The following is a 22,196-nucleotide window of genomic DNA, read 5'->3' on the forward strand; positions in this document are numbered from 1 at the left end:
CAAACTTGACAATTAGAGTCAACTCTAGTTCAAGGCACTCATTGGCGCAGGTTGCGGCTCACACCGCGTGCGTCCATCCACGAAGGAGTTGGACCGTTGTTTGTTCGGAGAAACGTCGGCATTTCTGCGTTCTGCGTCATGCTCGCTACCGCACCAACGACGGCGGCGTTTGCCCAGGAATCTGCGGACGTTCTCGAGCGCATGGTGGCCGGAAGCCACGAGGTCGTTGCGCAGGCGGCACAAGGAAGCGAGTCGCTGGGCGAGGCCCTGCAGATCGCGCAGGCGCCACAGGGCGCCCCTGCCATCACGCTGCCGAACGGCGCGTCTTCGATCACCGAGACCTTCAACGACTGGACAGTCAACTGCGCGGTTCAGAACGATCGGAAGATCTGCGCGACGAGTCAGGCCCAGGGCAACAGGCAGACGGGTCAGCAGGTTTTCGCAATAGAGCTCTATGCGTCCCAGGACGGCGCCAGCAACGGCATCCTCATCCTGCCGTTCGGCCTGGATATCCAGACGCCTGTTGCCCTGAGGGTGGGCGAACAGGCCTTGGGGTCGGGAGCGGAGTTTACGACCTGCATGCCTGGGGGATGCATCGTTCCCATCGCCTTCCCGCAGGCCGAACTCGATGTACTCAAGCGAGGAGCGACATTGACCGTGACCGCCAGAAGTGCGTCGGCCGGCAGCGAGCCCGCGGAATTCGTCGTCTCGCTCTCCGGCTTCACCGCTGCCATCGACCGCGTCGACCAACTCGCTCAATGATCATCGGTTGTCTCGATCGCGGGCAATGGCTGCGACGATGAGAGCCCAGACCCGCGCGAAAGCCTCTTGGCTGCGCGGATCAACCCATTCGGCCGCATGCGCCGGATCGTGAAACCGCGCGGTGGCATCGAGAACCGCGCGCGCGGTTCCTTCGATATCGGCGATATCGAACACCCCCGCTTCGACCCCGTCGGCCAGGATCCTCGCGATCTGGCCGCTGAGATTTTCGATATGCCTGTCGACCACTCCGCTCGCTTCGGTGAAGAGCTCGCGCGCCGTGGCAAAGAGCTCCGGATCGGCCGTCACCTTGCTGCGCTTGGATGTCATCAGCGCTTCGACCCAATGCCGAAGCCGCTCCTTGGGAGGTTCGTTGTTGGTAACGATGGCTTCGAGCGGATCGGAGGTGCGCTTCAGCCACCGCTCGACAACGGCATCGCGCAGTTCCGCTTTGCTGGAGAAGTGCTTGTAGACGCTGCCGTGACTCACCCCAAGAGCCCGCGCCACATCGACAACCGTCGCCTTCGATGGACCAAAGCGGCGGAGCACTTGCTCCGCCGCATCGAGAATGCTTTCCCGCGTCAGTGGGTTGGCCATCTCACCCCGTTTCAGATTCGCTCGCTGTCGAGCATTAGCATCTGTTGGGGAGCATATCGACCACCCCTCGCCGCATCGGCGGGAACGAGCTCAGTCAATGCGTCGAGGTCAGCCTCGTCGAGCGCGACGTCGAGGGCTCCGAGCGCCTCCTCCAGCCGGTTGCGGCTGCGGGCGCCGATGACGGGCACGATATCGTCGCCCTGCGCCAGTACCCAGGCAATCGCCAGTTGGGCAACGCTGACGCCCTTCTGCCGGGCGAAGTCGCGCAGCCGTTCCACCAGCGCCAGGTTGTGATCGACGTTCTCCTCGGCAAACCGAGGGCTGTGGGCGCGGAAGTCTCCCTGCTGCACCGCATCCTTGCGCCAATGCCCGCCGATCAGCCCGCGCGCCAGGACGCCATAGGCGGTGATGCCGATGCCGAGCTCCCGGCAGGTCGGCAGGATTGCAGCTTCGAGGCCGCGCGTGATCAGCGAGTACTCGATCTGCAGGTCGGCGATCGGGTGGACGGCGGCGGCGCGGCGGATCGTCTCCGGGCCGACTTCCGAAAGCCCGATGTGCCGCACGTACCCGGCTTTGACGAGGTCGGCGATCGCGCCGATCGTATCCTCGATCGGGACATTGGGGTCGAGCCTTGCCGGCCGGTAGATGTCGACATAATCGGTTCCGAGGCGCTTGAGCGTATAGGCCAGCGCCACTTTGACCGCCTGCGGACGCGCATCGAAGCCCAGCCAGGCCATGTCCGGCCCCATCAGGGCTCCGAACTTGACGCTGAGGATGGCCTTGTCGCGCCGCCCGCCGGCGAGCGCTTCGGCAACGAGCATCTCGTTATGGCCCATGCCATAGAAGTCGCCGGTATCGATGAGGGTCACGCGCGCATCGAGCGCGGCGTGAATTGTGGCAATGCTCTCGCCTCTGTCGGCAGGTCCGTAGACGTGCGACATGCCCATGCAGCCAAGGCCGAGCGCCGATGTGGTGGGTCCTGTATTTCCAAGCGTACGCGTATCCATGATGGTTCTCCGTGTCAGGAGACCCACATGTGCGGTGCACAGTAACAGATTTCAATATCTGTTACTCGATATTCGTTAATCGCCGAGATCGAGCACGCCCTCGCCCACCATCACGGCCCGCCCGCCGATGGCGGCGTGCACCAGCGCGTCGTCTTCCTTGCGCAGCTGCATGGTGATGCGGCAGGGGCGCCCTATCTCGTGGCCCTGGCGCAGCACGTAGTCGCCCTGTCCGGTGGAGAGGTCGGCCTTCTCGGCGAGAAGCCCGATGAGCGCGGCCGCCGCCGAGCCCGTGCCCGGGTCTTCCAGGTAGCCGGGCGTGAGCTTGCGCGCCGCGAAGTCGTTGTCGGGCTCGTCCGGCGTCTGCGTGAAGACATAGGCCGAGTGCCGCCCGAGCGGGAAGGCGTGCCGCCAGTGCCCCTCGTTGAGGACGATGCGCTTCAATGCGCCTGCGTCGCGCACCGGCACGAGATAGAAGAGATTGCCGGCCGAGAACACATCGGGATGGTAGACGCCGCAACCGATTTCCTCGGTGTCCAGCCCGAGTGCCAGGGCGACATCACGCACTTCCGGCGCTTTGCCGGCGCGCTCGGGCAGTTGCGGCAGCGTGAACCTCGCCTCGCCGGTCCGCTTGTCGATGCGCTCGACGAGGGCTGTGACCAGCCCCACCCTTTCCTCCAGCCGCACGGCGCTCGAGCGGTGCTCGAGCCCGAGCACCACCGCCGCCCCGATCGTCGGATGCCCCGCGAAAGGCAATTCGGTGTGGGGCGTGAAGATGCGAAGCCCGGCCGTGTTCCGCGCGTTCTGCGGTCGCCGCAGGAACACGGTCTCGGATAGGTTGAACTCGTTGGCGATGGCCTGCATCTCGTCGTCGAGCAGGTGATCGGCCTCCGGCACCACCGCCAGCGGATTGCCGGAAAGGCGCTTGTCCGTGAAGACATCGAGCAGCTGATAGCCGACCTTCATCGCCCGCGACATGGCACTCACCCCGGCGGCAGGGCGAGTTCGGCCGGGTCGCGTCCGAGATGCCGGCAGATCGCCTCGACCACAACATTGTGGTCCTCCCGCCCCGGCAGGCCCGAGATCGTCACGCACCCGACGATCCCCGCCCCGTCGACCCGCAGCGGAAAGCCGCCGCCGGCGAGCACGTAATCGGCCGGATCGACGCCGAACGCTGCCGGCAGCAACGGTTCGTTGCCGCGCTCGAGCAGCATGCGGTAGCTCGCCTTATGGAAGCGCCTGACGACGTTGATCTTGCGCCGCACCCACTCGGAATTGTCGGCGCTGGTGCCGGGCGTGGCGGTAAAGAACAGCTGCCTGTCCCAGGTGCGCACGTCGCAGACGAGTGAAAGCCCCTCGGCCACCGCGCGCTCGCGCACCCTGCCCCCGACGTCGAAGGCGACATGTTCGTCGAGAGCCGGCAGCACGAGCGCCAGCTCCTGTTGCTTGATGAGGGCAATGTCGTCGGAGGTGGCCATGGAGGAAATCGCGAATCTGTGATGATCGCCAGCCTAGCATCAAGCCAGCACCGCACGATGACTATTCGGCAGCCGCGACCTCCCCGTGCTTGGCCCGTTCGATGCGCTTTTCCTGCTCCAGATAGGCGAGCGCATCCTGCGTCTTGAACATCTCGAAATCGTCTTCGTCGTGGTCGGTGACGGGCGTCATCGCCTTGTCCATGTAGGCGTGCTTGTTCGGGTCCTTCTCGACCTTGCGTTGCCTCATCGCGAAGCGCAGGTAAAGCGCCGCCCAGCGCGAGAGCTTCCAGCCGAGCTCGGCGTAATATTTGGGATAGAAGAGCCAGGCCGGCTCGATCTTCATGCCGTGGCGCCGGTTGAGCCGCGCCTTGCGGCGTATCCAGCCGACCTCGAGCGGATGCACGCCCTCGATCTTCAGGGCCCCCATGAACCAGACGCAGAGCAGCAGCACATTGGCGGTCGAGATGCCCGAGATCGCCGCCCGCCGCATGATCCGCTCGACATGGTCGAGGCTGTAGTAGCGGTCCCAAGCCTTCCGGTAGACCTCTTCGTAGTCTTCGCGCGCCATCAGCGCGTGGCCAGTGGTGTAATGGTTGAGGTCGTACTTGTTGAGGTCCGGATCCATGCCAACCCCGGCGCGGAAGAGCCTCTGGTGGTCCTCAGATCCCGGCAGGGGCGTGAGGAAGAAGAACTCCAGGATATCGACGGGCAGTTCCTCCTTGACCACGTCGATATCGTGCATGATCCGCTCGGGCGTGTCGGTCGGGAAGCCGAGGATGTAGCCGGCATAGGTGATGACGTGCCATTGCTTCCAGGCGAGCAGCATGCGCCGGTATTCGGTGATCTTGTTCTGCCGCTTCTTGGCGTCCTTGAGGTTGGCCGGGTTGACGTTCTCGAGCCCGATGAACACGCGCTTGACCCCGGCCCGCGCGCATTTCTCGATGAAGTTCGGTATCCTGTGGCAGAGCGTGTCGACCTGGATGATGAAGTTGAACTTCAGCCCCTCGACCTCGCGCATGTGGATGAGCCGGTCCATGATCGGCTCCCAGTCCTTGTTGCGCGCGAAATTGTCGTCGGTGATGAAGAAACGGCTGACGCCCTGCGAGAGATTGAGACGCACGATCTTCTCGATGTCGTCGGGCGAGCGCCGTCGGGACTTCCTGCCCTGCACGTTGATGATGGTGCAGAACGAGCACTGATAGGGGCAGCCGCGTCCGGCATCGAAGCTCGTCAGGTTATAGGCGGTGCGCGCCACGTGCCCCGCCGGCACGAAGGGCACCGGGGCCTCCTCGATGCCCGGCAGGTCGTTCATGTAGTTGTAGAGCGGCTTCAGCCGGTCGCTTGCGGCATCCCGCACCACCTCCTCCAGCCGCCCCTCCGCCTCGCCGGCAAAGAGGCTGATGCCCATCTCCTGGGCCTGATGGAAATCCCTGTCCTCCCCGCCCAACATCGAGATGACGCCCGAGACATGAAAGCCGCCGATGGCGACCTCGATGCCCCTCGCCCGCAGGGGCCGCGCGATATCGATCGCCCGGGGGAACTGGTTGGACTGCACCCCGATCAACATCACGAGACCTGCATCCGCCGCTTCGATCCGCGCCGCGATGGCGCCGATGTCGACATCGGTATTGGTCTCGTCGAGCGCGGCGATGTCGAAGGTCCACTCCGCTCCCAGTACCTGACGCTCCGCCAGGTCCACCGCGAGGCCATAGACGCAGGCCAGAGAATTGGAGGGGATGGGCGACAGTTTCCAGGAAATGACGTAGCCGTCGTCATCGTAATGCGACGGCTTGACGAGGTATAGGCAGAAGGTATGCGCAGTCGTCGTCATGCCGCTTCTCCCCGATCGGCCATGGACTTCGGAACGCGGGCAAGACCCTACCGGGAATTGGCGGGGTTGGAAAGGCGCCGGTGCTGCGGCGGCACCCGGCTATGCTTGCCCGGCTTTCACCGCGCTGCACGCCCGGCGAGGAAGGGTCGCGCCGGCGGTTTCTCGGCCGTCTTGGCGACGAGGAAATCGAGGAAGGCGCGAAGCGCCGCCGGCTGGTGGCGATTGGCGGGAAAGACCGCGGTGATCATCCCGCCCTGGCGGCCGAACCCCGGCAGCACCTGCACCAGTTCGCCGGTCTCGATGTAGGGCGTCGTCACCGCCGCCGGCAACAGCGCGATGCCGAGGCCGTAGAGCGCGGCGCTGAGTTCGGCGTGCGGCCCCTGAACATTGATGCGTCCGGAAACGGTCACCTCCACCTGCCCCTTCGGACCGTCGAGAACCCAGGTCTCGCTGCCGCGGTCGGAGGTGAAGAGCACGAAGTCATGGGCGCCGGCCGCTTCCAGCCCATCGGGCATTCCCCGCCGCTCCACATAGCCGGGGCTGGCGACGAGGATCAGCGACGAGACGGCGAGCCTGCGGCTGAGATGGCTGGAATCCGGCTGCCGCCCGGCAAGGATGGCGATGTCGAGCCGCTCGGCCAGCGGATCGACGTGCTGGTCGACGAGCCGCAGCGAAATGCGCACCTTTTCATGACGTTCGAGGAACTCGGAGATCCATGGTATCAGCGACATGGTGCCGAAGTTGATGGGCGCCGCGACCCGCAGCAGCCCCGTCGGCTCGGCCCTGGCCGCCATCACCGCCTCGCCCGCCGCTCCGATCAGCCCCAGCCCTTCGGCGGTCGCCTCGTGGTAGGCGCGGCCGAGCTCGGTGAGCTCCACCCGCCGCGTCGTGCGGTAAAGGAGTTGCGCGCCGATTGCCGCCTCGAGCCGCGCAACGACCCGGCTGACAGTCGCGCGCGGCAGGCCGAGCTCGCGCGCTGCGGCGCTGAAGCTGCCGCTTTCGGCCACGCGATTGAAGACGGCGATGTCGTTGAGATCGATTCTTTGTTGCTCCACGCGCTGCAGTCTATTTCGATTGTCGGTGCTACCGGCACGATAGCCCGGTATGCGAGCCTGCGGCAAGGATCGCGCGGCCTCTCCGCGCGGCACCAGCCAAGGAGCAGCAAGATGAGCGAGAAACCTGAAACGTCACCCCCGGCCGGCATCCGCCGGCGCACCGTGCTGCAGGTGGGCGCGGCCGCCGCCTTCCTCGCTGCCGCAGGCCCCCTGCGGGCGCAGGAGGCGGAACAGCCGGTCGTCCTCATCACCGGCACCAGCTCCGGCTTCGGCCGGCTGATGGCGGAAGGCTTCGCCCGCCAGGGCGCGCGCGTCTTCGCCACCATGCGCGACGTCTCGGGTCGCAACGCCCCGGCTGCCGAGGAGCTGCGCGCGCTTGCCTCGGGCGAAAACCTCTCGATCGAGGTGATCGAGCTCGACGTGCTCAGCGATGAGTCGGTCACCGCCGCCATCGATGAGGCGATCGCCGGCGCCGGCCGCATCGATGTCCTCGTCAGCAATGCCGGCATCGTCGTGCCCGGGCCGATCGAGTTGCAGCCGCCGGGCCGGTTCCGGGCCAATATCGAGACCAACGCCTACGGCGCCATGCGCGTCATCAACGCCGTGGTCCCGCATATGCGCGAGGCAGGCCGGGGCACCATCATCCAGATGTCGAGCGCGCTGGGGCGGGCGATCGACCCGATGCTCGGCGGCTACTGCGCCTCCAAGCTCGTCGTCGAGGCCGCCTGCGACGCGCTGGGCTATGAGCTCGCCGCCTCCAATATCGAGGTGGCCGTGGTCCAGCCCGCCGGCGCCTATCCCACGCAGTTCCAAGGCAACGGCATCCGCTATTGGGAGGAGCTGCTTGCCAGCCTCGGTCCGGACGACCGACCCAGGCTCGACCTCTATGCGCAACACATCGAGGCGATGCTCGCCGGCCTCGAGCCGGACGCCAGCCTCGACCCGCAGGAAGTGGCCGATGCGGTGCTGGGACTGGCGGCGATGGAATTCGGCACGCGCCCCAGCCGGCTGGCCGTCGGCCCCTATACCGACGGCATCGATCCGGTGAACGCCGCCCACGAGCAGTTGCAGACCGACATGGTCGGTCACTCGCCCTTCGCGCAGCTCTTCACCCTCAGCTGACGGCAAGTCGGCTGGACTGGACCATCGCTGCGGCAAGGGGCGGCACGCAGCCGCTCTCGCCGCAGCAGCCGGCCCTTAGAGCTCTTCATAGCTGAATGGAATCAGCGGCCCCTTCGCCTCCCTCCCCCTTGAGGGGAGGGATCGAGGGTGGGGGTCTTTGTGTGGCCACCGATGGACCCCCACCCCCAGCCCCTCCCCTCAAGGGGGAGGGGAGCCGACCGGCGCTGTTTCCATCCAATCGTGAAACGCTCTAGAACCCGACCCCGAACGTGCCTCTGGCCGAAACGGAGCGTTCGCCGCTGGTGCCGGCATCGAGCTCGACCCTTCCGCCGAGCCTCCAGGCATCGCCTGCCAGCACCACGCCGGCGGTGAGCTTGCCGTAGCCCACACTGAAGAAATCGCCATCCCCGCCATTGCCGCCGGCGATGCTGATCCCGAGCTCGGGCGTCAGATCGACGCCGTTGTCGAGCACATAGGCGTATTCGAATGTCGCCCCCAGCCCCAGGCGGTAGTCCGTTTTCTCGAACCCCGGCACGTCGATCGGACCTCCGCCCGCCGAGTTGACCGTATAGGCCCCCGCCTCCTCGTTCATGAGGAAGAAGGTGGCGTTGGGCCGGATCGTCAGCGCATCAGCGTTCCAGGTGCCTTCGAGCTTGGTCCTGAACAGCAGCCGGTCGGTCTCGAAGCGGCCGGAATAGTCCATTCCCAACATCGTGGCGGAAGCATCGTTCCACGAACGACCGTAGAAGAGGCTGGCATCGAGCGTCACTCCCTCCACCAGCCCGATCGAGACATAGGGTCCCGCGAGGAACCCGGAGCCTTCCACCTCGCTGTCGTCGGAAACGTCGCGCATCCAGTCGCCATAAAGGGCGACGCCCGCCAGGAACCGGTCGTTGACGAGATAATCCGCACCGATCGCGGCCAGTGCGAATTCGCCCCACTGATCGACGTCGTCGGTGCGCGCATGCAGCGTCAGCCGCGTATCGATCCAGACGTTGAATGGCAGCGCATCCGCCCTGTCCTCGGCCAGCAGCGCCGCGGCCCCGCCCGCCGCGCTGATCTCGGCAAGGCTCGTGGCAAAGGCGAGGGCCTGCGTGTTCTCGCTGGCATTGGCCGTCACAGTGCCCGGCCGGCCGGAGAGTCCCGTCCGGCCGTTGAGGCCCGGCGGCTCGATTCCCGACGCCAGAAGGCTCATGCGCCCCTCGACGAAGCTCTGCCCCAGCGCGTCGAACCGCTGGCGGACAGCCTCGATATTTTCGGCCACGGCCAGCACATAGGCCTGCGTTCCGCTCGCGCCGAGCGCATCCGTCGCGGTGACCTCGAACGCAAAGCTTCCGCTGACCGCCGGGGTGCCCGACAACAGGCCCGACGCATCGAGGCTGAGGCCCGCCGGCAGAACGCCGGAGGAGAGCGCGAACGCATAAGGCGCCGTTCCGCCGGTCGCGGTGATGGCCTGCGAGTAGGCGATCCCGGCGGTGGCATCCGGCAACGCCCCCGGCGAAAGCGCGATCGTCGGCGCACTGACCAGGATGGTCACGGTCGCAGGGGCCGAGGTGCCGCCGGCGTTGGTGGCCGTATAGGTGAAACTGTCCGGCCCCGAATAGCCGGGCGCCGGCGTATAGGTGATGCTGGCGCCGACGACACTGGCCGTCCCATGCGCCGGTGCCGACGCCACCGCCACGCTGTCCGGCGACCCGCCGGTAACGTTCAGGGCAATGGTGTTGTCCGCCGAGTTGGCCGCCACGCTCGCCGCCACATCGTTGGCGACAGGCGCCGCGGGTGCGCCGACCGTTATCGTCACGGTCGCGGGCGCGGAGGTGCCGCCGGTATTGGTCGCCGTATAGGTGAAGCTGTCCGGTCCGGAATACCCCGCGGCCGGCGTATAGGTGATTGAAGTACCCGAAATCGACACCGTGCCGTGGCTCGGTCCTGCCGGCACTGCCACGCCGTCGGGGGGATCGCCAGTGATATTCAGCGGAATGGGGTAATTCACCGAACCAAAGGGCACCGTCACATTGACGGGATTGGCGACCGGCGCTGTTGCCACCACCGTGATCGTCACCGTCGCTGGCGCCGAGGTCCCGCTGGCATTGGATGCCGTGTAGCTGAAACTGTCCGTTCCGACGAAGCCGGCTTGCGGGGTATAGAGGAACGAGAGACCGTCTTCGGTGACCGAACCATGCGATGGCCCGGAAGCGACGGTCACTGCGGTCGCCGCGGGCCCGGAGAGCGACGGCGTGATCGTCGTGGTCGTGCCGGCTGGAACCGAAACCGCCGAATCCGAAACAAGCGGCGCCACGGCATAGGTGATGCTCAGACGGTTGGACGCGGCGTTTGGCGTGCCCGCAATGTTCTGCACCACGCCTGCGGGGATGCTGATATCGATTACCTGCGGCGATGCGGGGCTGAGAAGCAGCGTATAGGTGATGTTGTCGGCCGTCTGCAGGTTCGAAACCGTGGTGTTGAGCACGGATACATCACCGACGGTAAATCCGGTCACAGCCTCGGAAAACGTCACCGTCAGGGTGAAAGGACCGCTCACGATAGGCGGCGCGGTCGTGGAAATGGTGACGGTGGGGGTCGCGGTGTGGACGATCACCCCGCTTGTGGGGCCAACATTTCGAAGCAACAGGTCGACGGGCGTGCCACTTGCCGTACCGGTCATGCTGCCGCCCGCCAGAGAAAGGGTATTGACCGTAATGCCGTTGAAATCTGCATCGCCGGGCTGCACGGTGTAAGAAAAAGACAGGTCGGCGGTATGACTTCCGCTAGTATAGACCGCAGCGCGGCTATCGGTCCCGATAGTGAGCAGCAGTTCCGGCGCACCGGTGACGGTGACATCGGCGTCGAAGTGCACGACGAAGTTCAGGATGGCGCCAGAACCGTAGTAAGCGGGCCCTGGAACGTTCACGCTCTGCACGCTCGGCGACTGCGGCGTCACTGTTATCGTGACTGTCGCGGGCCCCGATGTGCCACCGGCATTGGTCGCGGTATAGGTGAAGCTGTCCGGTCCGGAATAACCTGCCGAGGGCGTATAGGCGATGCTCATCCCCGTCGCGATTGCCGTTCCGTGCGCGGGCGGCGAGGCAACCGCGACACTGTCCGGAACACCTCCCGTTATGTTGAGCGTTATCGGATTGCCCGTCGAGTTGTAGCCCACCGTGGCGCTGACATCGTGAGCCACGGGTGCGTTGCTCACGCTCACGACAACACCGTTAGCGCTGTTGCCAGGGTTCGGATCGTCCTGCAATGCCCAGATCGACACCGAGGTTGCAAGGTTCGTTCCGTCTGCAGTACCCGGCGCCACCTGCAGCGTCAGCTGGAAGACGTTGGTCTCCGGAACCATGAAGGAGTTCGTCGAGGTGACCGATCCACCGGCACCCACGGCAGGCGTGGTTGAACTCCATCCCACCGGGCTGGTCAGACTGACGAACGTCATCCCCGAAGGGATGGTGACGTTCAGCGACACGCTGGTCGCGGGATCCGGCCCGTTGTTGGTAACTTCTATCGTATAGGTGACGTCCTGCCCTGCGGCGGGGCTTGTCGTGCTGGCGTTGATGTCGACAGCCATATCCGACCACTGCGCAAAGGCGCTCGACGGCGCGGCAAGGGCAGCGACGACGAGCGCCAGAAAGGCAGCAATGAAAACCCGGGCACAACGCCCGACCAGCCCCCGACGATCCTGCACGCCACGCCCCCACCGCAGAAATTTTCTCTTGCTGCCATAAACTTGCGGGCTTCGCCAGAGGTCAGGCTATGATGGTCGGTAATTTCTGCGGCACTCATTTGGAGGCCCCGGCAAAAGCAAAGCCCCGCCGGGTGGCGGGGCTTTTCGGTCCTTGTGAGCCGACGGATCAGTTCTTGGCCTTGTCGACCAGCGCGCCGGCCTTGATCCAGGGCATCATGCCGCGCAGCTTCTCGCCGACTTCCTCGATCTGGTGCTCGTCGGCGAGGCGCCGGGTCGCCTTGAAGCGCGAGCCGCCCGACTTGTGCTCCTGCATCCACTCCGAGGTGAACTTGCCGGTCTGGATGTCCTTGAGGACGCGCTTCATCTCGGCCTTGGTCTCAGAGGTGATGATGCGCGGGCCCGACACGTACTCGCCCCACTCGGCGGTGTTGGAGATCGAGTAGTTCATGTTGGCGATGCCGCCCTGGTAGATCAGGTCGACGATGAGCTTCACTTCGTGGAGGCACTCGAAATAGGCCATCTCGGGGGCATAGCCCGCCTCGACCAGCGTCTCGAAACCGGCGCGGATGAGCTCGACCAGGCCCCCGCAGAGCACCACCTGCTCGCCGAAGAGGTCGGTCTCGCACTCCTCGCGGAAATTGGTCTCAATGACGCCCGAGCGCCCGCCGCCGACGCCCGAGGCATAGGCCAGCGCGATGTCATGGGCGTTGCCCGAGGCGTCCTGGTGGACGGCGATGAGGCACGGCACGCCGCCGCCCTTCTGGAACTCGCCGCGCACGGTGTGGCCCGGGCCCTTGGGCGCGATCATGATGACGTCGACCGTCTTCTTGGGCTCGATCAGGTTGAAGTGCACGTTGAGGCCATGGGCGAAGGCGAGCGCGGCGCCGTCACGGATATTGGGCTCGATGTGCTCTTTATAGATATCGGCCTGCAGCTCGTCGGGGGTGAGCATCATGATGACGTCCGCCCAGCCGGCCGCCTCGGCGACGCTCATGACCTTCAGCCCCTCGCCTTCCGCCTTCTTGGCCGAAGCCGAGCCCGGACGCAGCGCCACGGCGACGTTGGTGACGCCGGAATCGCGCAGGTTCAGCACATGCGCATGGCCCTGCGAGCCATAGCCGACAATGGCGACCTTCTTGGATTTGATGATGTTGAGATCGGCATCCCGATCGTAGTAGACGCGCATGGAAATCTCCCTGAACTGCGTGAGGTTTTCGCGGCCGATGCCGCTGTCGGTGTTTCAGTCCGCCCCGTAGAGGGCGAAGAACTGGTCGGCGGCGGCCTTGGCCTCCGCCTCGATGTCGGTCTGCTTCAAGGTGCGGTCGCCGAGCAGCAGCCGGATCTGCACGTCGCGCACGACGAGGCCGAAGAAGGTGCGGTAGGCGTCCTCGCTGTTTTCGAACCGCAGCAGCCGCGCCTCGCGGCCGGCCTCGAGGATCGGCTTCAGACGCCGGCGGATGGCCATCGGCCCGTTCTCGAGCACGATCTCGCCGAGCCTGTCCTTCTCGACCGCCGCGTGGGTGACGGCGATGCGGTTGAGGGTGACGGAGATGTCTCCCTCGATGGTGGTCAGCAGATCACGCGCGAACTGCTCGACGCTCTCGCGCAGCCTCCTCGCCGTGAGCGAGGAGCGGTCGACCTGGGGCATGCGCACCTTGGCCGCCTGCCACTGGACGGTCGCGGTCAGCAGGCCCTCGCGATCGCCGAACCACTTGTAGAGCGTTTCCTTCGAGCAGCTCGCCCGCCGCGCCACCGCCGTCATGGTCAGCCCGTCGCCGTTCTCGACCAGGAGGTCGAGCGCGGCCGTCAGCACCGCCTGCTGGCGGGGTGTGAACGTCTCTTCACTCACCTTGATGGTCAACGCCACGATGGGTCTCCCCGAACTGGCGGACAGGCAGCCCGGCCCTCAAGCCGCGCCTCTTTTCCGCTTCTGGGTTTGCCGTACCGTAACGTACGGTTCGCCGTCAAGTCCCGATTCGGCGCCTGCACTGAATTGCGCCCACCGCAACGCAGTGTTCAACCATCGGCACTTGCCGATGGAAGGCAATGAGGGCATGAAGGAACCAGCTCGTCCGCCCTTTCGTTCGGCCAAGGAATCCCCCATGCCCAAGCTTATGTCCCCGATCACCCTGCGCGGCCTGACCCTTCGTAACCGCACGGTGGTGGCGCCCATGTGCCAGTACTCGGCCGTCGACGGTTTCGCCAACGATTGGCACATGGTGCATCTGGGACGCTTCGGCATCGGCGGCTTCGGCCTGGTGATCGTAGAGGCGACCGGCGTGCTGCCGGAAGCCCGCATCTCCTACGGCGACCTTGGCCTGTGGAAGGACGAGCACATCGCTCCCCTCGCCCGCATCGTCGATTTCCTGCACGGCCAGGGCGCTGCCGCCGGCATCCAGCTCGCCCACGCCGGCCGCAAGGCATCTACCCCGGTCTCCTGGCGCGGCCCCGACCAGCTGGCAACCGAGGAACAGCGCCGGCAGGCCGGCTACGAGCATTGGGTTCCGGTCGCCCCGAGCGCCCAATCGCACGATCCCGACAACTACAATTTCCAGACGCCGGCCGCCCTCGACAAGGAGGGCATCGGCCGCGTGATCGACGGTTTCGTCGCCGCGGCGCGGCGCGCCGAAGAGGCCGGCTTCGACACGGTCGAGATCCACGCCGCCCATGGCTACCTGCTCAACCAGTTCCTCTCCCCGCTCGCCAATCACCGCACGGACGAATATGGCGGCAGCCGCGAGAACCGCATGCGGCTGGTGCTGGAGATCGCCGAGGCCGTGCGGGCCGTATGGCCGGCCGACAAGCCCCTGCTCGCCCGCCTGTCCGTCAGCGACAACGCCGAGGGCGGCTGGAGCGTCGAGGACAGCGTGGTGCTCGCCGGGGAGCTGAAGGCCCGCGGCGTCGACGCCATCGACTGCTCCAGCGGCGGATTCGCGCAGGGACGCATCATCTCACGGCCCGGCTACCAGGTGCCCTTCGCACAGGCCGTGAAGACCGGCGCCGACATCCCGACGATGGCGGTGGGCGTGCTGGGCGACGTGGCCAGCGCCGAAGCGATCCTCGCAAACGGCGAAGCCGACTTCATCGCCCTCGCCCGTGGCGCGTTGGACGACCCCAACTGGGCCGTGCACGCCGGCCGCGAGCTCGGCGGCGACTATTCGCTCTGGCCGGTGCAAACCCGGCGCGTAGCCGAGTACGACCGGGTCATGGCGCAGGCGAGGAGCATAGCAGCGCAATAAAGAGGTTCGAAGCACCAACCACCGAGTCGTTTGTTCTCGTTACGTTCTTGATTGCCGCCCTGCCCGCGGCTAAAGTCGAGTAATCGCAAGCACATTGGGCAGGGGTCGGCATGGAGACGCAAGCGACGATCCTTCATGCGGATCTGGATGCCTTCTACGCGTCGGTCGAGCAGATGCTCGATCCGTCGCTGCGCGGCAAGCCGGTCGCCGTCGGTGGCGGCGTCGTGCTCGCCGCGTCCTACGAGGCCAAGGCTTTCGGCGTTCACGGCGCCATGCCCGGGCGGCGCGCCCGGGAGCTTTGCCCCGATCTCATCTTCGTGCCCGGCCACTTTCGCGAGTACCAGCGACTCGGCAACGCCGCCATCGCCATCCTCGGCGACTATACCCCGCTGGTCGAGCGCATCTCGATCGACGAGGCATTCGCCGATGTGGCCGGATGCCTGCATCTCTTCGGCTCGCCAGTCGACATCGCCCTCAAAGTGCGCGAACGCGTACGAGAGGAACTGGGCCTGCCGATCTCCATAGGCATCGCCCGCACCAAGCATCTCGCCAAGATCGCCTCGCAGGTCGCCAAGCCCGACGGGCTGCGGATCGTCGACCCGGCCCGCGAGCTCGAGTTCCTCCACGACCTGCCGGTCGAGGTGATCTGGGGCGTCGGTCCCGTGACGAAAGCCAAGCTCGCCGCCGCCGGAGTATTCAAGGTCGGCGAGCTGGCGCAGATGCCGGGCCAGTCGGTTCAGAAACTGCTCGGTCATGCGGTGGGCGACAAGCTTTCCGCCCTTTCATGGAACCGCGATCCGCGCGCCATCGTCACCAACCAGCGCGCCCGCTCCGCCGGGGCGCAGTCCGCCCTCGGCCACAAGCCCTTCGAGGAGCGCGTCTTCCGCCCGGTCCTGCGGCACCTGGCCGACCGGATCGCCTCGCGCCTGCGCGACAAGTCCCTGTCTGGCCGCACCGTCACGGCCCGGGTGCGCTTTGCGGATCTGCGCGCCGTCACCCGCGCCGCGACCTTGCCCGCCGGGGTCTCGGCCACCGCCATTCTCGCCGATATCGCCGAAGAGCTGGTGCGCGCAGTGCGCCGCGAGTTTCCGCAAGAGCGGACGATCTCCCTGCTCGCCATCTCGGTTTCGCATCTCGAGCGGCAGCCGGCCCTGCAGCTCGAATTCCCGCTGGGGCTTGCCGACGAGGCGCGCCGGCCGGGCGCGCGGCGCGGCGCCGCCCGCTGGCAGGCGGACCGGGCGATGGACGCGGTGCGCGGGCGCTTTGGCTGGGAGGCGATCGGCTACGGCTCGGTGGTGCTGGAGTCGCCTCGCGCCGTGCCCGACGCCTTCCGCGAGCTTGCCGAGAGGGATTTGTAGGCCAACGCGCTTAACCGCCGGCTAACCATGCCGGGGATCGATTCGACCCAAGGGCGCCTGTGCGGCAAAAGTGTCTAAAATTCACCGCATTCTGCCCAGCACTCTTGCAGGCCTGATCTGAGCTCCCCAGATCAGGATTGGACCCGGAGGAAGATGCCCATGGACACCAAGGCCGCCATAGTCGCTCTCCTGAGCGTTTGGGGCGTTGGCATATGTGCATCCCTGCCGGCATCGGCCCAGGACACCGGGACCGAGGCGGCAGCCGGGTCAGAGGCGACCTCCAATCCCTTGCTCAATCGCGTCTGGGTCCGGGCGGACGACACTGGTCTGCCCGGTCCCATGCAGATATTCCTCGCCGACGGCACCCTCGTCAGCGACAGCTGCTGGGAGACCTACCGGCTCTCGCAGTGGCAGCAGGTTTCGGAAACCGAGATCAGCTGGGACGAGGACGGCATGACCATCGAAGCCGACATCACCACCCTCAGCGACACCGAGCTGGTGCTGCACTTGAAGCTGGGAAGCGAAGTCCAGGAACAGCGCTACGTCCCGGCGACCGTCCCCTACGTCTGCCCCGACATTCCGGCCTGACGGCAGGCTCCCCTTAAAGCACCACCTGGGTCCCGATCTCCACCACACGCCCCGTGGGGATATGGAAATATCCCGTCGCGTCGCTGGCGTTCTTGGCGAGGGCGGCGAAGACCCGATCCTGCCAGCGGCGCAGGAACCCGCCCTTCTGGCCCGGCTTCAGCGAACGGCGCGAGAGGAAGAAGGAGGTCGACATGATGTCGAACTTCCAGCCGAGCTTGCGCGCCAGCGCCAGGGCCTTGGGGATATTGGGCTCTTCCATGTAGCCGAAGGTGACGATGACGCGGCTGAAGAGCTCGTTGAACGCCTCGTAGTGCACCTTCTCCTCGTCGGCGACGCGCGGCGAAGCCGAGGTGCGCACGGTCAGGATCACGTTGCTCTCGTGCAGCACCTTGTAGTGCTTGAGGCTGTGCAGCAGCGCCGTCGGCGCCCCCTCGACGTCGCTGGTGAGGAAGATGGCCGTGCCCGGCACCGTCGTCGGCTTCTTCTTTGACAGGTTGTCGACCAGGAACTGCAGCGGCACCTCGTCCTTGCGCGTCTTTTCCGCAAGCCGGGCCCGGCCGACCATCCAGGTCACCATGATGAGCGAGACGAAGATCGCCACCACTGCCGGCACCCAGCCACCCTGGAAGAGCTTGGCCGAGTTGACCACGAAGAACCCGCCGTCGATGACGAGATAGATGGCCGCGAACGCGGCGATCGCCGCCGGGTGCCATTTCCAGTTGCGCCACATCACCACCAGCAGCAGCGAAAGCGTGACGAGCATGATGCCCGATACGGCGATGCCGTAGGCGTTGGACAACTCCGACGAGCTGCCGAAGCCGACGACGAGGATCAGCACCATGATCATCAGCATGGTGTTGATCTGCGGCAGGTAGATCTGCCCGCTCTGCGTCTCGGATGTATGCAGCACCAGCATGCGCGGCAAAAGGTTGAGGGCGATCGCCTGCTGGGTGAGGCTGTAGGTGCCCGAGATCACAGCCTGACTCGCGATGATCGTCGCCATGGTGGCGAGCGCCACGAACGGCCCCAGCGCCCATTTCGGCTGCATCTCGAAGAAGGGGCTCGAAACGTTCTCCGGCCCCGCCTCCAGCACGAAGGCGCCCTGGCCGAAATAGTTGAGCAGCAGGCACGGGAACACCAGCCCGAACCAGGCAAAGACGATGGGCTTGCGCCCGAAATGGCCGAGGTCGACATAGAGCGCCTCGGCGCCGGTGACGGCGAGGAACACCGCACCCATCACGATGAAGGCGATGCCGGCGTGCGTCAGCAGGAATTCGACCGCATGCCAGGGATTGAGCGCCCAGAGCACCAGCGGATTCTCGAAGATGTGGACGAGGCCGGAAATCCCCAGCACCAGGAACCAGATCGCCGTTATCGGCCCGAAGACGATGGCGACCTTGGCCGTGCCGAATCGCTGCACGAAGAAGAGGCCGACGATGATGACGAGCGTGATCGGCACCACCCAGCGCGTCAGCTCGGGCGCCACGAGCTCCACGCCCTCGACGGCCGAGAGCACCGAGATCGCCGGCGTGATCATCGCATCGCCGTAGAACATGGCCGCGCCGATGACGCCGAGCGCCGTGATCCAGGCCGGCGCCTTGGTGAAGGTCTTGCGGGCAAGCGCCATCAGCGAGAGCGTACCGCCCTCCCCGTTGTTGTCGGCGCGCGTGACGAAGAACACGTACTTGACCGCCACCGTCAGCGTCAGCGCCCAGACGATCAGCGAGAGCAGCCCCAGCACCTCCGTCTCGGTGGCGGCGACGCCGGGGCGCACCGACATGGCCTGGCGGAAGGCGTAGATGGGGCTGGTTCCGATGTCGCCGTAAACGACCCCGATCGCCCCGAGGGTCAGGACGGGAAGGTTCTGTTTGACGTGGCGGGCCTCATCGGTCGCAACGACGCCGGCCGCAGGGCCGGCGATGTTCGTCTGCGTCATGAGCGTTGCGCTCTCGCTGTTTCAAGGCGGGCGCCGCTATACACCCGCCCCGCTTCACAAACAACCCTCGCACGATCCGGCTGCAGGTGCACGACAAATAGCAACAGGGGCCGCGCCATGGCGCGGCCCCTGCCGGTAAACGAAAGCCCGTGGAACGATTCCGGTGCGGAACACGCCCCAATGGAGGCTTCCGAAAGAGGCTACTCTGCGGCCTGCTTGGTGGCTTCGGCTTCGTCGGCGGCGCGCTGGGCGCGGGTGGCCGAAACCCACCAGGAAAGCTGGTCGAGCATGTCCTTGGCGCTCTGGCCGATGGCGCCCTCGATGGCCGACATCGGTTCGTTCTTGCCGCCGCCCCAGACGGTGTAGAATTCGCTGCCGCCGATATGGACGGCCGAACGGGTCGAGACCATCTGCAACTCGGTCGCGATCAGGCGCAGGTGCTCGATGGCGCGGGCGCCGCCCACCGAACCATAGCCGACGAAACCGGCTACCTTGCGGTTCCATTCGACATAGGCCTGGTCGATGGCGTTCTTGAGCGCGCCGGTGATCGAGCGGTTGTACTCGGCAACGACGAAGATGTAGCCGTCGAACTCGGCCACCTTTTTCTGCCAGGCAACGGCCTTTGGATCCTGCGACGGCGCCCAGGCATTGGATGCGACCTCGTTGAAGAACGGCAGATCGTAATCCTTGAGGTCGACGAGCTCGACGTCGAACTCCTCGCGCTGCTTGGCAAGATCGAAAATCCACTGGGCCGGCTTGGTGCCGAACCGCGAGTCGCGGGTGGACGAGATGATCACGGCGATCTTGGGTTTGGACATTGAGGTCTCCTGGGAGGTAGGAACAAATCGTAACTGAGGCGATATATGTTCCTGTCCGCGGATAGCTCAAGAAGGCATGGCCGTGTGTCTCGGTAACATGGACGTGGCACGGGCACACTGATGTAATCATTTATGTTTCGGGCGTTTGCAGCGTTTTTCTCGCTCTATGGGCGCTGACGCGGAAGGCTCCTGAACCGCCAGGGAACGGACCGTTCGTTCGCATCGATCAATAAAGAAAGCGGGCAGCCTCGGCCGCCCGCCCGCACCGCGAACCGGATCTCATCCTATTCGGCGGGTTGCGCGATCCTGCCCGGCCGGATGGTGACCTGGGTGAGCACGTAGGCGAGCACCGCGCACGCGGCGATGCCGAAAACCATGGGCTGCGCGGTGCCGTTGAAGAACGCGCCGACCACGCCCATCACCACCGCGGCCGTGACGAGCTGGAGCGTGCCCATCAGCGCCGAGGCCGTGCCGGCGATCTCGCCATGCTCCTCGAGCGCCAGCACCGCCGTCGTCGGGATGACGAGGCCGAGGAAGCCGTAGCCGATGAAAAGCAGCGTCGCGAGAACGGCTAGGCTGTCGATGTTGGCGAGGAACACCGCGAACAGTGCCAGCATCACCACCACATAGCCGATGACCGCCATGCGCACGACCCGGTTGAGCCCGAACCGCCTGGTCAGCCAGCCGGTCAGCTGCGCCACGCCGATGAACGAGACGGCGTTGATCGAGAACATGACGCTGTAGAGCGTCGGCGTGAGGCCGTAGTGGTCGATGAGGACGAACGACGAATTGGCCAGGTACGCCATGAAGCTCGCCATGCCGAACGCCCCGATGAAGGTGAGGCCGAGGAAGTTCCAGTCCTTGAGGAGCGTGCCGTAGGCGCGCAGCGCCCCGCCGATGCTGCTCTCGACCCGCAGGTGCGCCGGACGGGTTTCCTCGAGCGCGAAGGCGAGGAGCAGGATGCCGAGGACGCCCACGATCGCGATCGCCCAGAAGATCCAGCGCCAGTCGGCGAACCCGATCACCAGGCTGCCCGCGAGCGGGGCCAGGATCGGCGAGACCGAGAAGACCAGCATCAGGAGACTCATCAGCTGGGCGGCTTCCGCCCCGGTATAGCCGTCACGCACGATCGCGCGCGGCAGCGCCATCGCCGCGCACGCGCCGATGCCCTGCACGAAACGGGCGACGACCAGCCACTCGATGCTGGGCGCCATCGCCGAGCCGATCCCGCCGATGACGAAGACGACCATGCCGAAATAGAGCGGGGGCTTGCGCCCGACCATGTCGCTGATCGGACCGTAAAACAGCTGGCAGACGGCGATCGCCGCCATGAACGACATCAGGCTCATCTGCACCTGAGCCGTATTCGCCTCGAGGCTCGCCCCGATGGCCGGCAGGGCCGGAAGATACATGTCGATGGCGAACGGGCCGATCGCCGAGAGCAGCCCCAGCACCAGGGCGGCCCGCAAGATTTGGGAATTCATCGCAACCTCGCTTTGCCGGCGGGAGACCGGCCGGCGCGCAAAAATTCTGAAATGGAGGCGCGCCACCATGAGGGAGGAAGGCATGGCGGCGCGTGCCTAGAAAATTGGACGAAGCCGACCCGCCCGTCAAGATGACTCGTAAAGAAATTTGGACAGTCTTGTAAAATTCCGCCACCGGGTGTATATCGCCTGAGCATGAGCGAAGTTCTGACAGCGCCGAATCACCCCCTCTTCCGCAGCCATGCGCGCAAGCGCCAGGCGGTCCTCGACGCCGCCAAGCGCGTGTTCGTGCGCGACGGGGTTGCCGCCGCCAGCATCGATGCCATCGCGGCCGAGGCCGGCGTTTCCCGCCAGACGATCTACAATCAGATCGGCGACAAGGAGCGGCTCTTCGCCGCCGCAGTCGAGGACGTGACGGCCCGCTCCAGCGCGCATCTTTTTTCCGTTCTCGACACCTTTCCGGACAAGCCCCAGGACCTCCAAGCCGATCTCATCGCCTTCGCCAAGCAGCTCATCGTGCGCTGCATCTGCGATGCCGACGGCAAGGCGCTGATCAACCTCATGCGCAACGAGGCGCACAAATATCCCGAGCTCTTCGAGACCTGGAAGGAGTACGGCCCCGGCAAGACTTGGCCCGCCATCTCCTCGCGCTTCGCCAAGCTCGCCTATGACGGCTACCTCGACGTTGACGATCCCGCCGTCGCCGCCCGCCAGTTCATGGCCCTGATTCACGCCGACCTGCCGATGGACCGGCCATGCAACAGCCCGCCGACCGAAGAGGAAGTCGACTACGCCGCCTGCAACGCCGTCACCACGTTTCTGCGCGCCTTCGGCCCCCGTGAGGCCTATCCGGCTTGCGTCGAGACTGCGATGCAGAAGCGCCTCGACCGGATGCGGGAGCGGCAGAAAGAAGTTTAGCCGCCGCTCCTGCCCGCATCCTCCACCCGCCGACGCAACATGGCCGGGCGGCAGGGGGCGCGGCGGCTGGTGGCGCCATCTGTCGCACCGCCACCTCCACCACCCCGATGTCATCCCGGCGTAAGCCGGGACCCATCCCGAGTTGCCGCGCCAGCCGCAAGGTGCGTGAACGGGGCGGAGCACCCTGCCGCTCTTCCCGTGCTGGTGGATAGCGTCAGGGCTGGGGTCCCGGCTTTCGCCGGGATGACAGCCGGTAGGTGTGGCACCATGCTGCCACAGGCACGATGCGTCCCCCTCCCCCTTGAGGGGAGGGGATAGGGG

The 22,196-nt window shown here is 65.9% G+C and carries 18 protein-coding genes; 6 read left to right on the forward strand and 12 right to left on the reverse strand.

Annotation, left to right across the window (positions count from 1 at the left end):
* Window positions 1-96: 96 nt before the first annotated feature.
* A complete protein-coding gene (locus VE25_RS12580) occupies window positions 97-762 on the forward strand; it encodes an invasion associated locus B family protein (RefSeq protein WP_052731936.1) in 666 nt (221 codons plus the stop codon).
* On the opposite strand, the gene VE25_RS12585 is transcribed toward VE25_RS12580, so the two are convergent.
* The 6 genes from VE25_RS12585 to VE25_RS12610 all read right to left on the reverse strand — a co-directional run bounded on the left by VE25_RS12585 (window position 763) and on the right by VE25_RS12610 (window position 6,724).
* Window positions 763-1,356 carry a TetR/AcrR family transcriptional regulator gene (locus VE25_RS12585; RefSeq protein ID WP_046108985.1) on the reverse strand — a complete coding sequence of 198 codons (594 nt, stop codon included), beginning with the start codon at window positions 1,354-1,356 and terminating at the stop codon, window positions 763-765.
* 11 nt (window positions 1,357-1,367) lie between these two features.
* Window positions 1,368-2,363: an aldo/keto reductase gene (locus VE25_RS12590; protein WP_046108986.1), complete on the reverse strand. Its 996-nt coding sequence runs from the start codon at window positions 2,361-2,363 to the stop codon at window positions 1,368-1,370.
* 75 nt (window positions 2,364-2,438) lie between these two features.
* Complete coding sequence (locus tag VE25_RS12595) at window positions 2,439-3,338, reverse strand: PhzF family phenazine biosynthesis protein (RefSeq protein ID WP_052731937.1); 900 nt, start codon at window positions 3,336-3,338, stop codon at window positions 2,439-2,441.
* A 5-nt stretch (window positions 3,339-3,343) separates the two neighbouring features.
* Window positions 3,344-3,838: a heme-degrading domain-containing protein gene (locus VE25_RS12600; protein ID WP_046108987.1), complete on the reverse strand. Its 495-nt coding sequence runs from the start codon at window positions 3,836-3,838 to the stop codon at window positions 3,344-3,346.
* A 61-nt stretch (window positions 3,839-3,899) separates the two neighbouring features.
* Window positions 3,900-5,669 carry a B12-binding domain-containing radical SAM protein gene (locus tag VE25_RS12605; RefSeq protein WP_046108988.1) on the reverse strand — a complete coding sequence of 590 codons (1,770 nt, stop codon included), beginning with the start codon at window positions 5,667-5,669 and terminating at the stop codon, window positions 3,900-3,902.
* A gap of 116 nt (window positions 5,670-5,785) precedes the next feature.
* Window positions 5,786-6,724: a LysR family transcriptional regulator gene (locus VE25_RS12610; RefSeq protein ID WP_052731938.1), complete on the reverse strand. Its 939-nt coding sequence runs from the start codon at window positions 6,722-6,724 to the stop codon at window positions 5,786-5,788.
* A gap of 111 nt (window positions 6,725-6,835) precedes the next feature.
* Here VE25_RS12610 and VE25_RS12615 point away from each other — a divergent pair, with 111 nt between their 5' ends.
* Window positions 6,836-7,846 (forward strand): SDR family oxidoreductase, encoded by a 1,011-nt coding sequence (locus VE25_RS12615; protein ID WP_046108989.1) that lies wholly within the window; start codon window positions 6,836-6,838, stop codon window positions 7,844-7,846.
* A 250-nt stretch (window positions 7,847-8,096) separates the two neighbouring features.
* Here VE25_RS12615 and VE25_RS12620 read toward each other — a convergent pair whose 3' ends face one another.
* The 3 genes from VE25_RS12620 to VE25_RS12630 all read right to left on the reverse strand — a co-directional run bounded on the left by VE25_RS12620 (window position 8,097) and on the right by VE25_RS12630 (window position 13,404).
* Window positions 8,097-11,534 (reverse strand): Ig-like domain-containing protein, encoded by a 3,438-nt coding sequence (locus tag VE25_RS12620; protein ID WP_152664608.1) that lies wholly within the window; start codon window positions 11,532-11,534, stop codon window positions 8,097-8,099.
* A 166-nt stretch (window positions 11,535-11,700) separates the two neighbouring features.
* Complete coding sequence (gene ilvC / locus VE25_RS12625) at window positions 11,701-12,720, reverse strand: ketol-acid reductoisomerase (protein WP_046108991.1); 1,020 nt, start codon at window positions 12,718-12,720, stop codon at window positions 11,701-11,703.
* Window positions 12,721-12,774: 54 nt separating this feature from the next.
* A complete protein-coding gene (locus VE25_RS12630; protein ID WP_046108992.1) occupies window positions 12,775-13,404 on the reverse strand; it encodes a TetR/AcrR family transcriptional regulator in 630 nt (209 codons plus the stop codon).
* 232 nt (window positions 13,405-13,636) lie between these two features.
* On the opposite strand from VE25_RS12630, the gene VE25_RS12635 reads away from it, so the two are divergent.
* The 3 genes from VE25_RS12635 (at window position 13,637) to VE25_RS12645 (ending at window position 16,719) form a co-directional block, all read left to right on the forward strand.
* On the forward strand, window positions 13,637-14,773 hold the full coding sequence (locus VE25_RS12635; RefSeq protein WP_046108993.1) for an NADH:flavin oxidoreductase/NADH oxidase: 1,137 nt from the start codon (window positions 13,637-13,639) through the stop codon (window positions 14,771-14,773).
* 110 nt (window positions 14,774-14,883) lie between these two features.
* Window positions 14,884-16,131, forward strand: a complete 1,248-nt coding sequence (gene dinB, locus VE25_RS12640) for a DNA polymerase IV (protein ID WP_046108994.1) — start codon at window positions 14,884-14,886, stop codon at window positions 16,129-16,131.
* Window positions 16,132-16,290: 159 nt separating this feature from the next.
* Window positions 16,291-16,719 carry a hypothetical protein gene (locus VE25_RS12645; protein ID WP_052731939.1) on the forward strand — a complete coding sequence of 143 codons (429 nt, stop codon included), beginning with the start codon at window positions 16,291-16,293 and terminating at the stop codon, window positions 16,717-16,719.
* Window positions 16,720-16,732: 13 nt separating this feature from the next.
* Here VE25_RS12645 and VE25_RS12650 read toward each other — a convergent pair whose 3' ends face one another.
* From VE25_RS12650 to VE25_RS12660, 3 genes are all read right to left on the reverse strand, one after another.
* Window positions 16,733-18,655: a potassium transporter Kup gene (locus tag VE25_RS12650; protein ID WP_083988911.1), complete on the reverse strand. Its 1,923-nt coding sequence runs from the start codon at window positions 18,653-18,655 to the stop codon at window positions 16,733-16,735.
* Between the two features lie 200 nt (window positions 18,656-18,855).
* Window positions 18,856-19,473: an NADPH-dependent FMN reductase gene (locus VE25_RS12655; protein ID WP_046108995.1), complete on the reverse strand. Its 618-nt coding sequence runs from the start codon at window positions 19,471-19,473 to the stop codon at window positions 18,856-18,858.
* Between the two features lie 284 nt (window positions 19,474-19,757).
* Window positions 19,758-20,957: a multidrug effflux MFS transporter gene (locus tag VE25_RS12660; RefSeq protein WP_046108996.1), complete on the reverse strand. Its 1,200-nt coding sequence runs from the start codon at window positions 20,955-20,957 to the stop codon at window positions 19,758-19,760.
* 195 nt (window positions 20,958-21,152) lie between these two features.
* Here VE25_RS12660 and VE25_RS12665 point away from each other — a divergent pair, with 195 nt between their 5' ends.
* Window positions 21,153-21,875 (forward strand): TetR/AcrR family transcriptional regulator C-terminal domain-containing protein, encoded by a 723-nt coding sequence (locus tag VE25_RS12665; RefSeq protein WP_046108997.1) that lies wholly within the window; start codon window positions 21,153-21,155, stop codon window positions 21,873-21,875.
* Window positions 21,876-22,196 lie beyond the last annotated feature (321 nt).

Origin of the sequence: Devosia geojensis (assembly GCF_000969415.1) — a bacterium.
GTDB classification, from domain to species: domain Bacteria; phylum Pseudomonadota; class Alphaproteobacteria; order Rhizobiales; family Devosiaceae; genus Devosia; species Devosia geojensis.

Bases quoted from the DNA above. Each gene is read 5' to 3' on its own strand.
- VE25_RS12585 (WP_046108985.1), bottom strand. From the start codon at position 1,356: ATGGCCAACCCACTGACGCGGGAAAGCATTCTCGATGCGGCGGAGCAA.
- VE25_RS12590 (WP_046108986.1), bottom strand. From the start codon at position 2,363: ATGGATACGCGTACGCTTGGAAATACAGGACCCACCACATCGGCGCTC.
- VE25_RS12595 (WP_052731937.1), bottom strand. From the start codon at position 3,338: ATGTCGCGGGCGATGAAGGTCGGCTATCAGCTGCTCGATGTCTTCACG.
- VE25_RS12600 (WP_046108987.1), bottom strand. From the start codon at position 3,838: ATGGCCACCTCCGACGACATTGCCCTCATCAAGCAACAGGAGCTGGCG.
- VE25_RS12605 (WP_046108988.1), bottom strand. From the start codon at position 5,669: ATGACGACGACTGCGCATACCTTCTGCCTATACCTCGTCAAGCCGTCG.
- VE25_RS12615 (WP_046108989.1), top strand. From the start codon at position 6,836: ATGAGCGAGAAACCTGAAACGTCACCCCCGGCCGGCATCCGCCGGCGC.
- ilvC (WP_046108991.1), bottom strand. From the start codon at position 12,720: ATGCGCGTCTACTACGATCGGGATGCCGATCTCAACATCATCAAATCC.
- VE25_RS12635 (WP_046108993.1), top strand. From the start codon at position 13,637: ATGCCCAAGCTTATGTCCCCGATCACCCTGCGCGGCCTGACCCTTCGT.
- dinB (WP_046108994.1), top strand. From the start codon at position 14,884: ATGGAGACGCAAGCGACGATCCTTCATGCGGATCTGGATGCCTTCTAC.
- VE25_RS12645 (WP_052731939.1), top strand. From the start codon at position 16,291: ATGGACACCAAGGCCGCCATAGTCGCTCTCCTGAGCGTTTGGGGCGTT.
- VE25_RS12650 (WP_083988911.1), bottom strand. From the start codon at position 18,655: ATGACGCAGACGAACATCGCCGGCCCTGCGGCCGGCGTCGTTGCGACC.
- VE25_RS12655 (WP_046108995.1), bottom strand. From the start codon at position 19,473: ATGTCCAAACCCAAGATCGCCGTGATCATCTCGTCCACCCGCGACTCG.
- VE25_RS12660 (WP_046108996.1), bottom strand. From the start codon at position 20,957: ATGAATTCCCAAATCTTGCGGGCCGCCCTGGTGCTGGGGCTGCTCTCG.
- VE25_RS12665 (WP_046108997.1), top strand. From the start codon at position 21,153: ATGAGCGAAGTTCTGACAGCGCCGAATCACCCCCTCTTCCGCAGCCAT.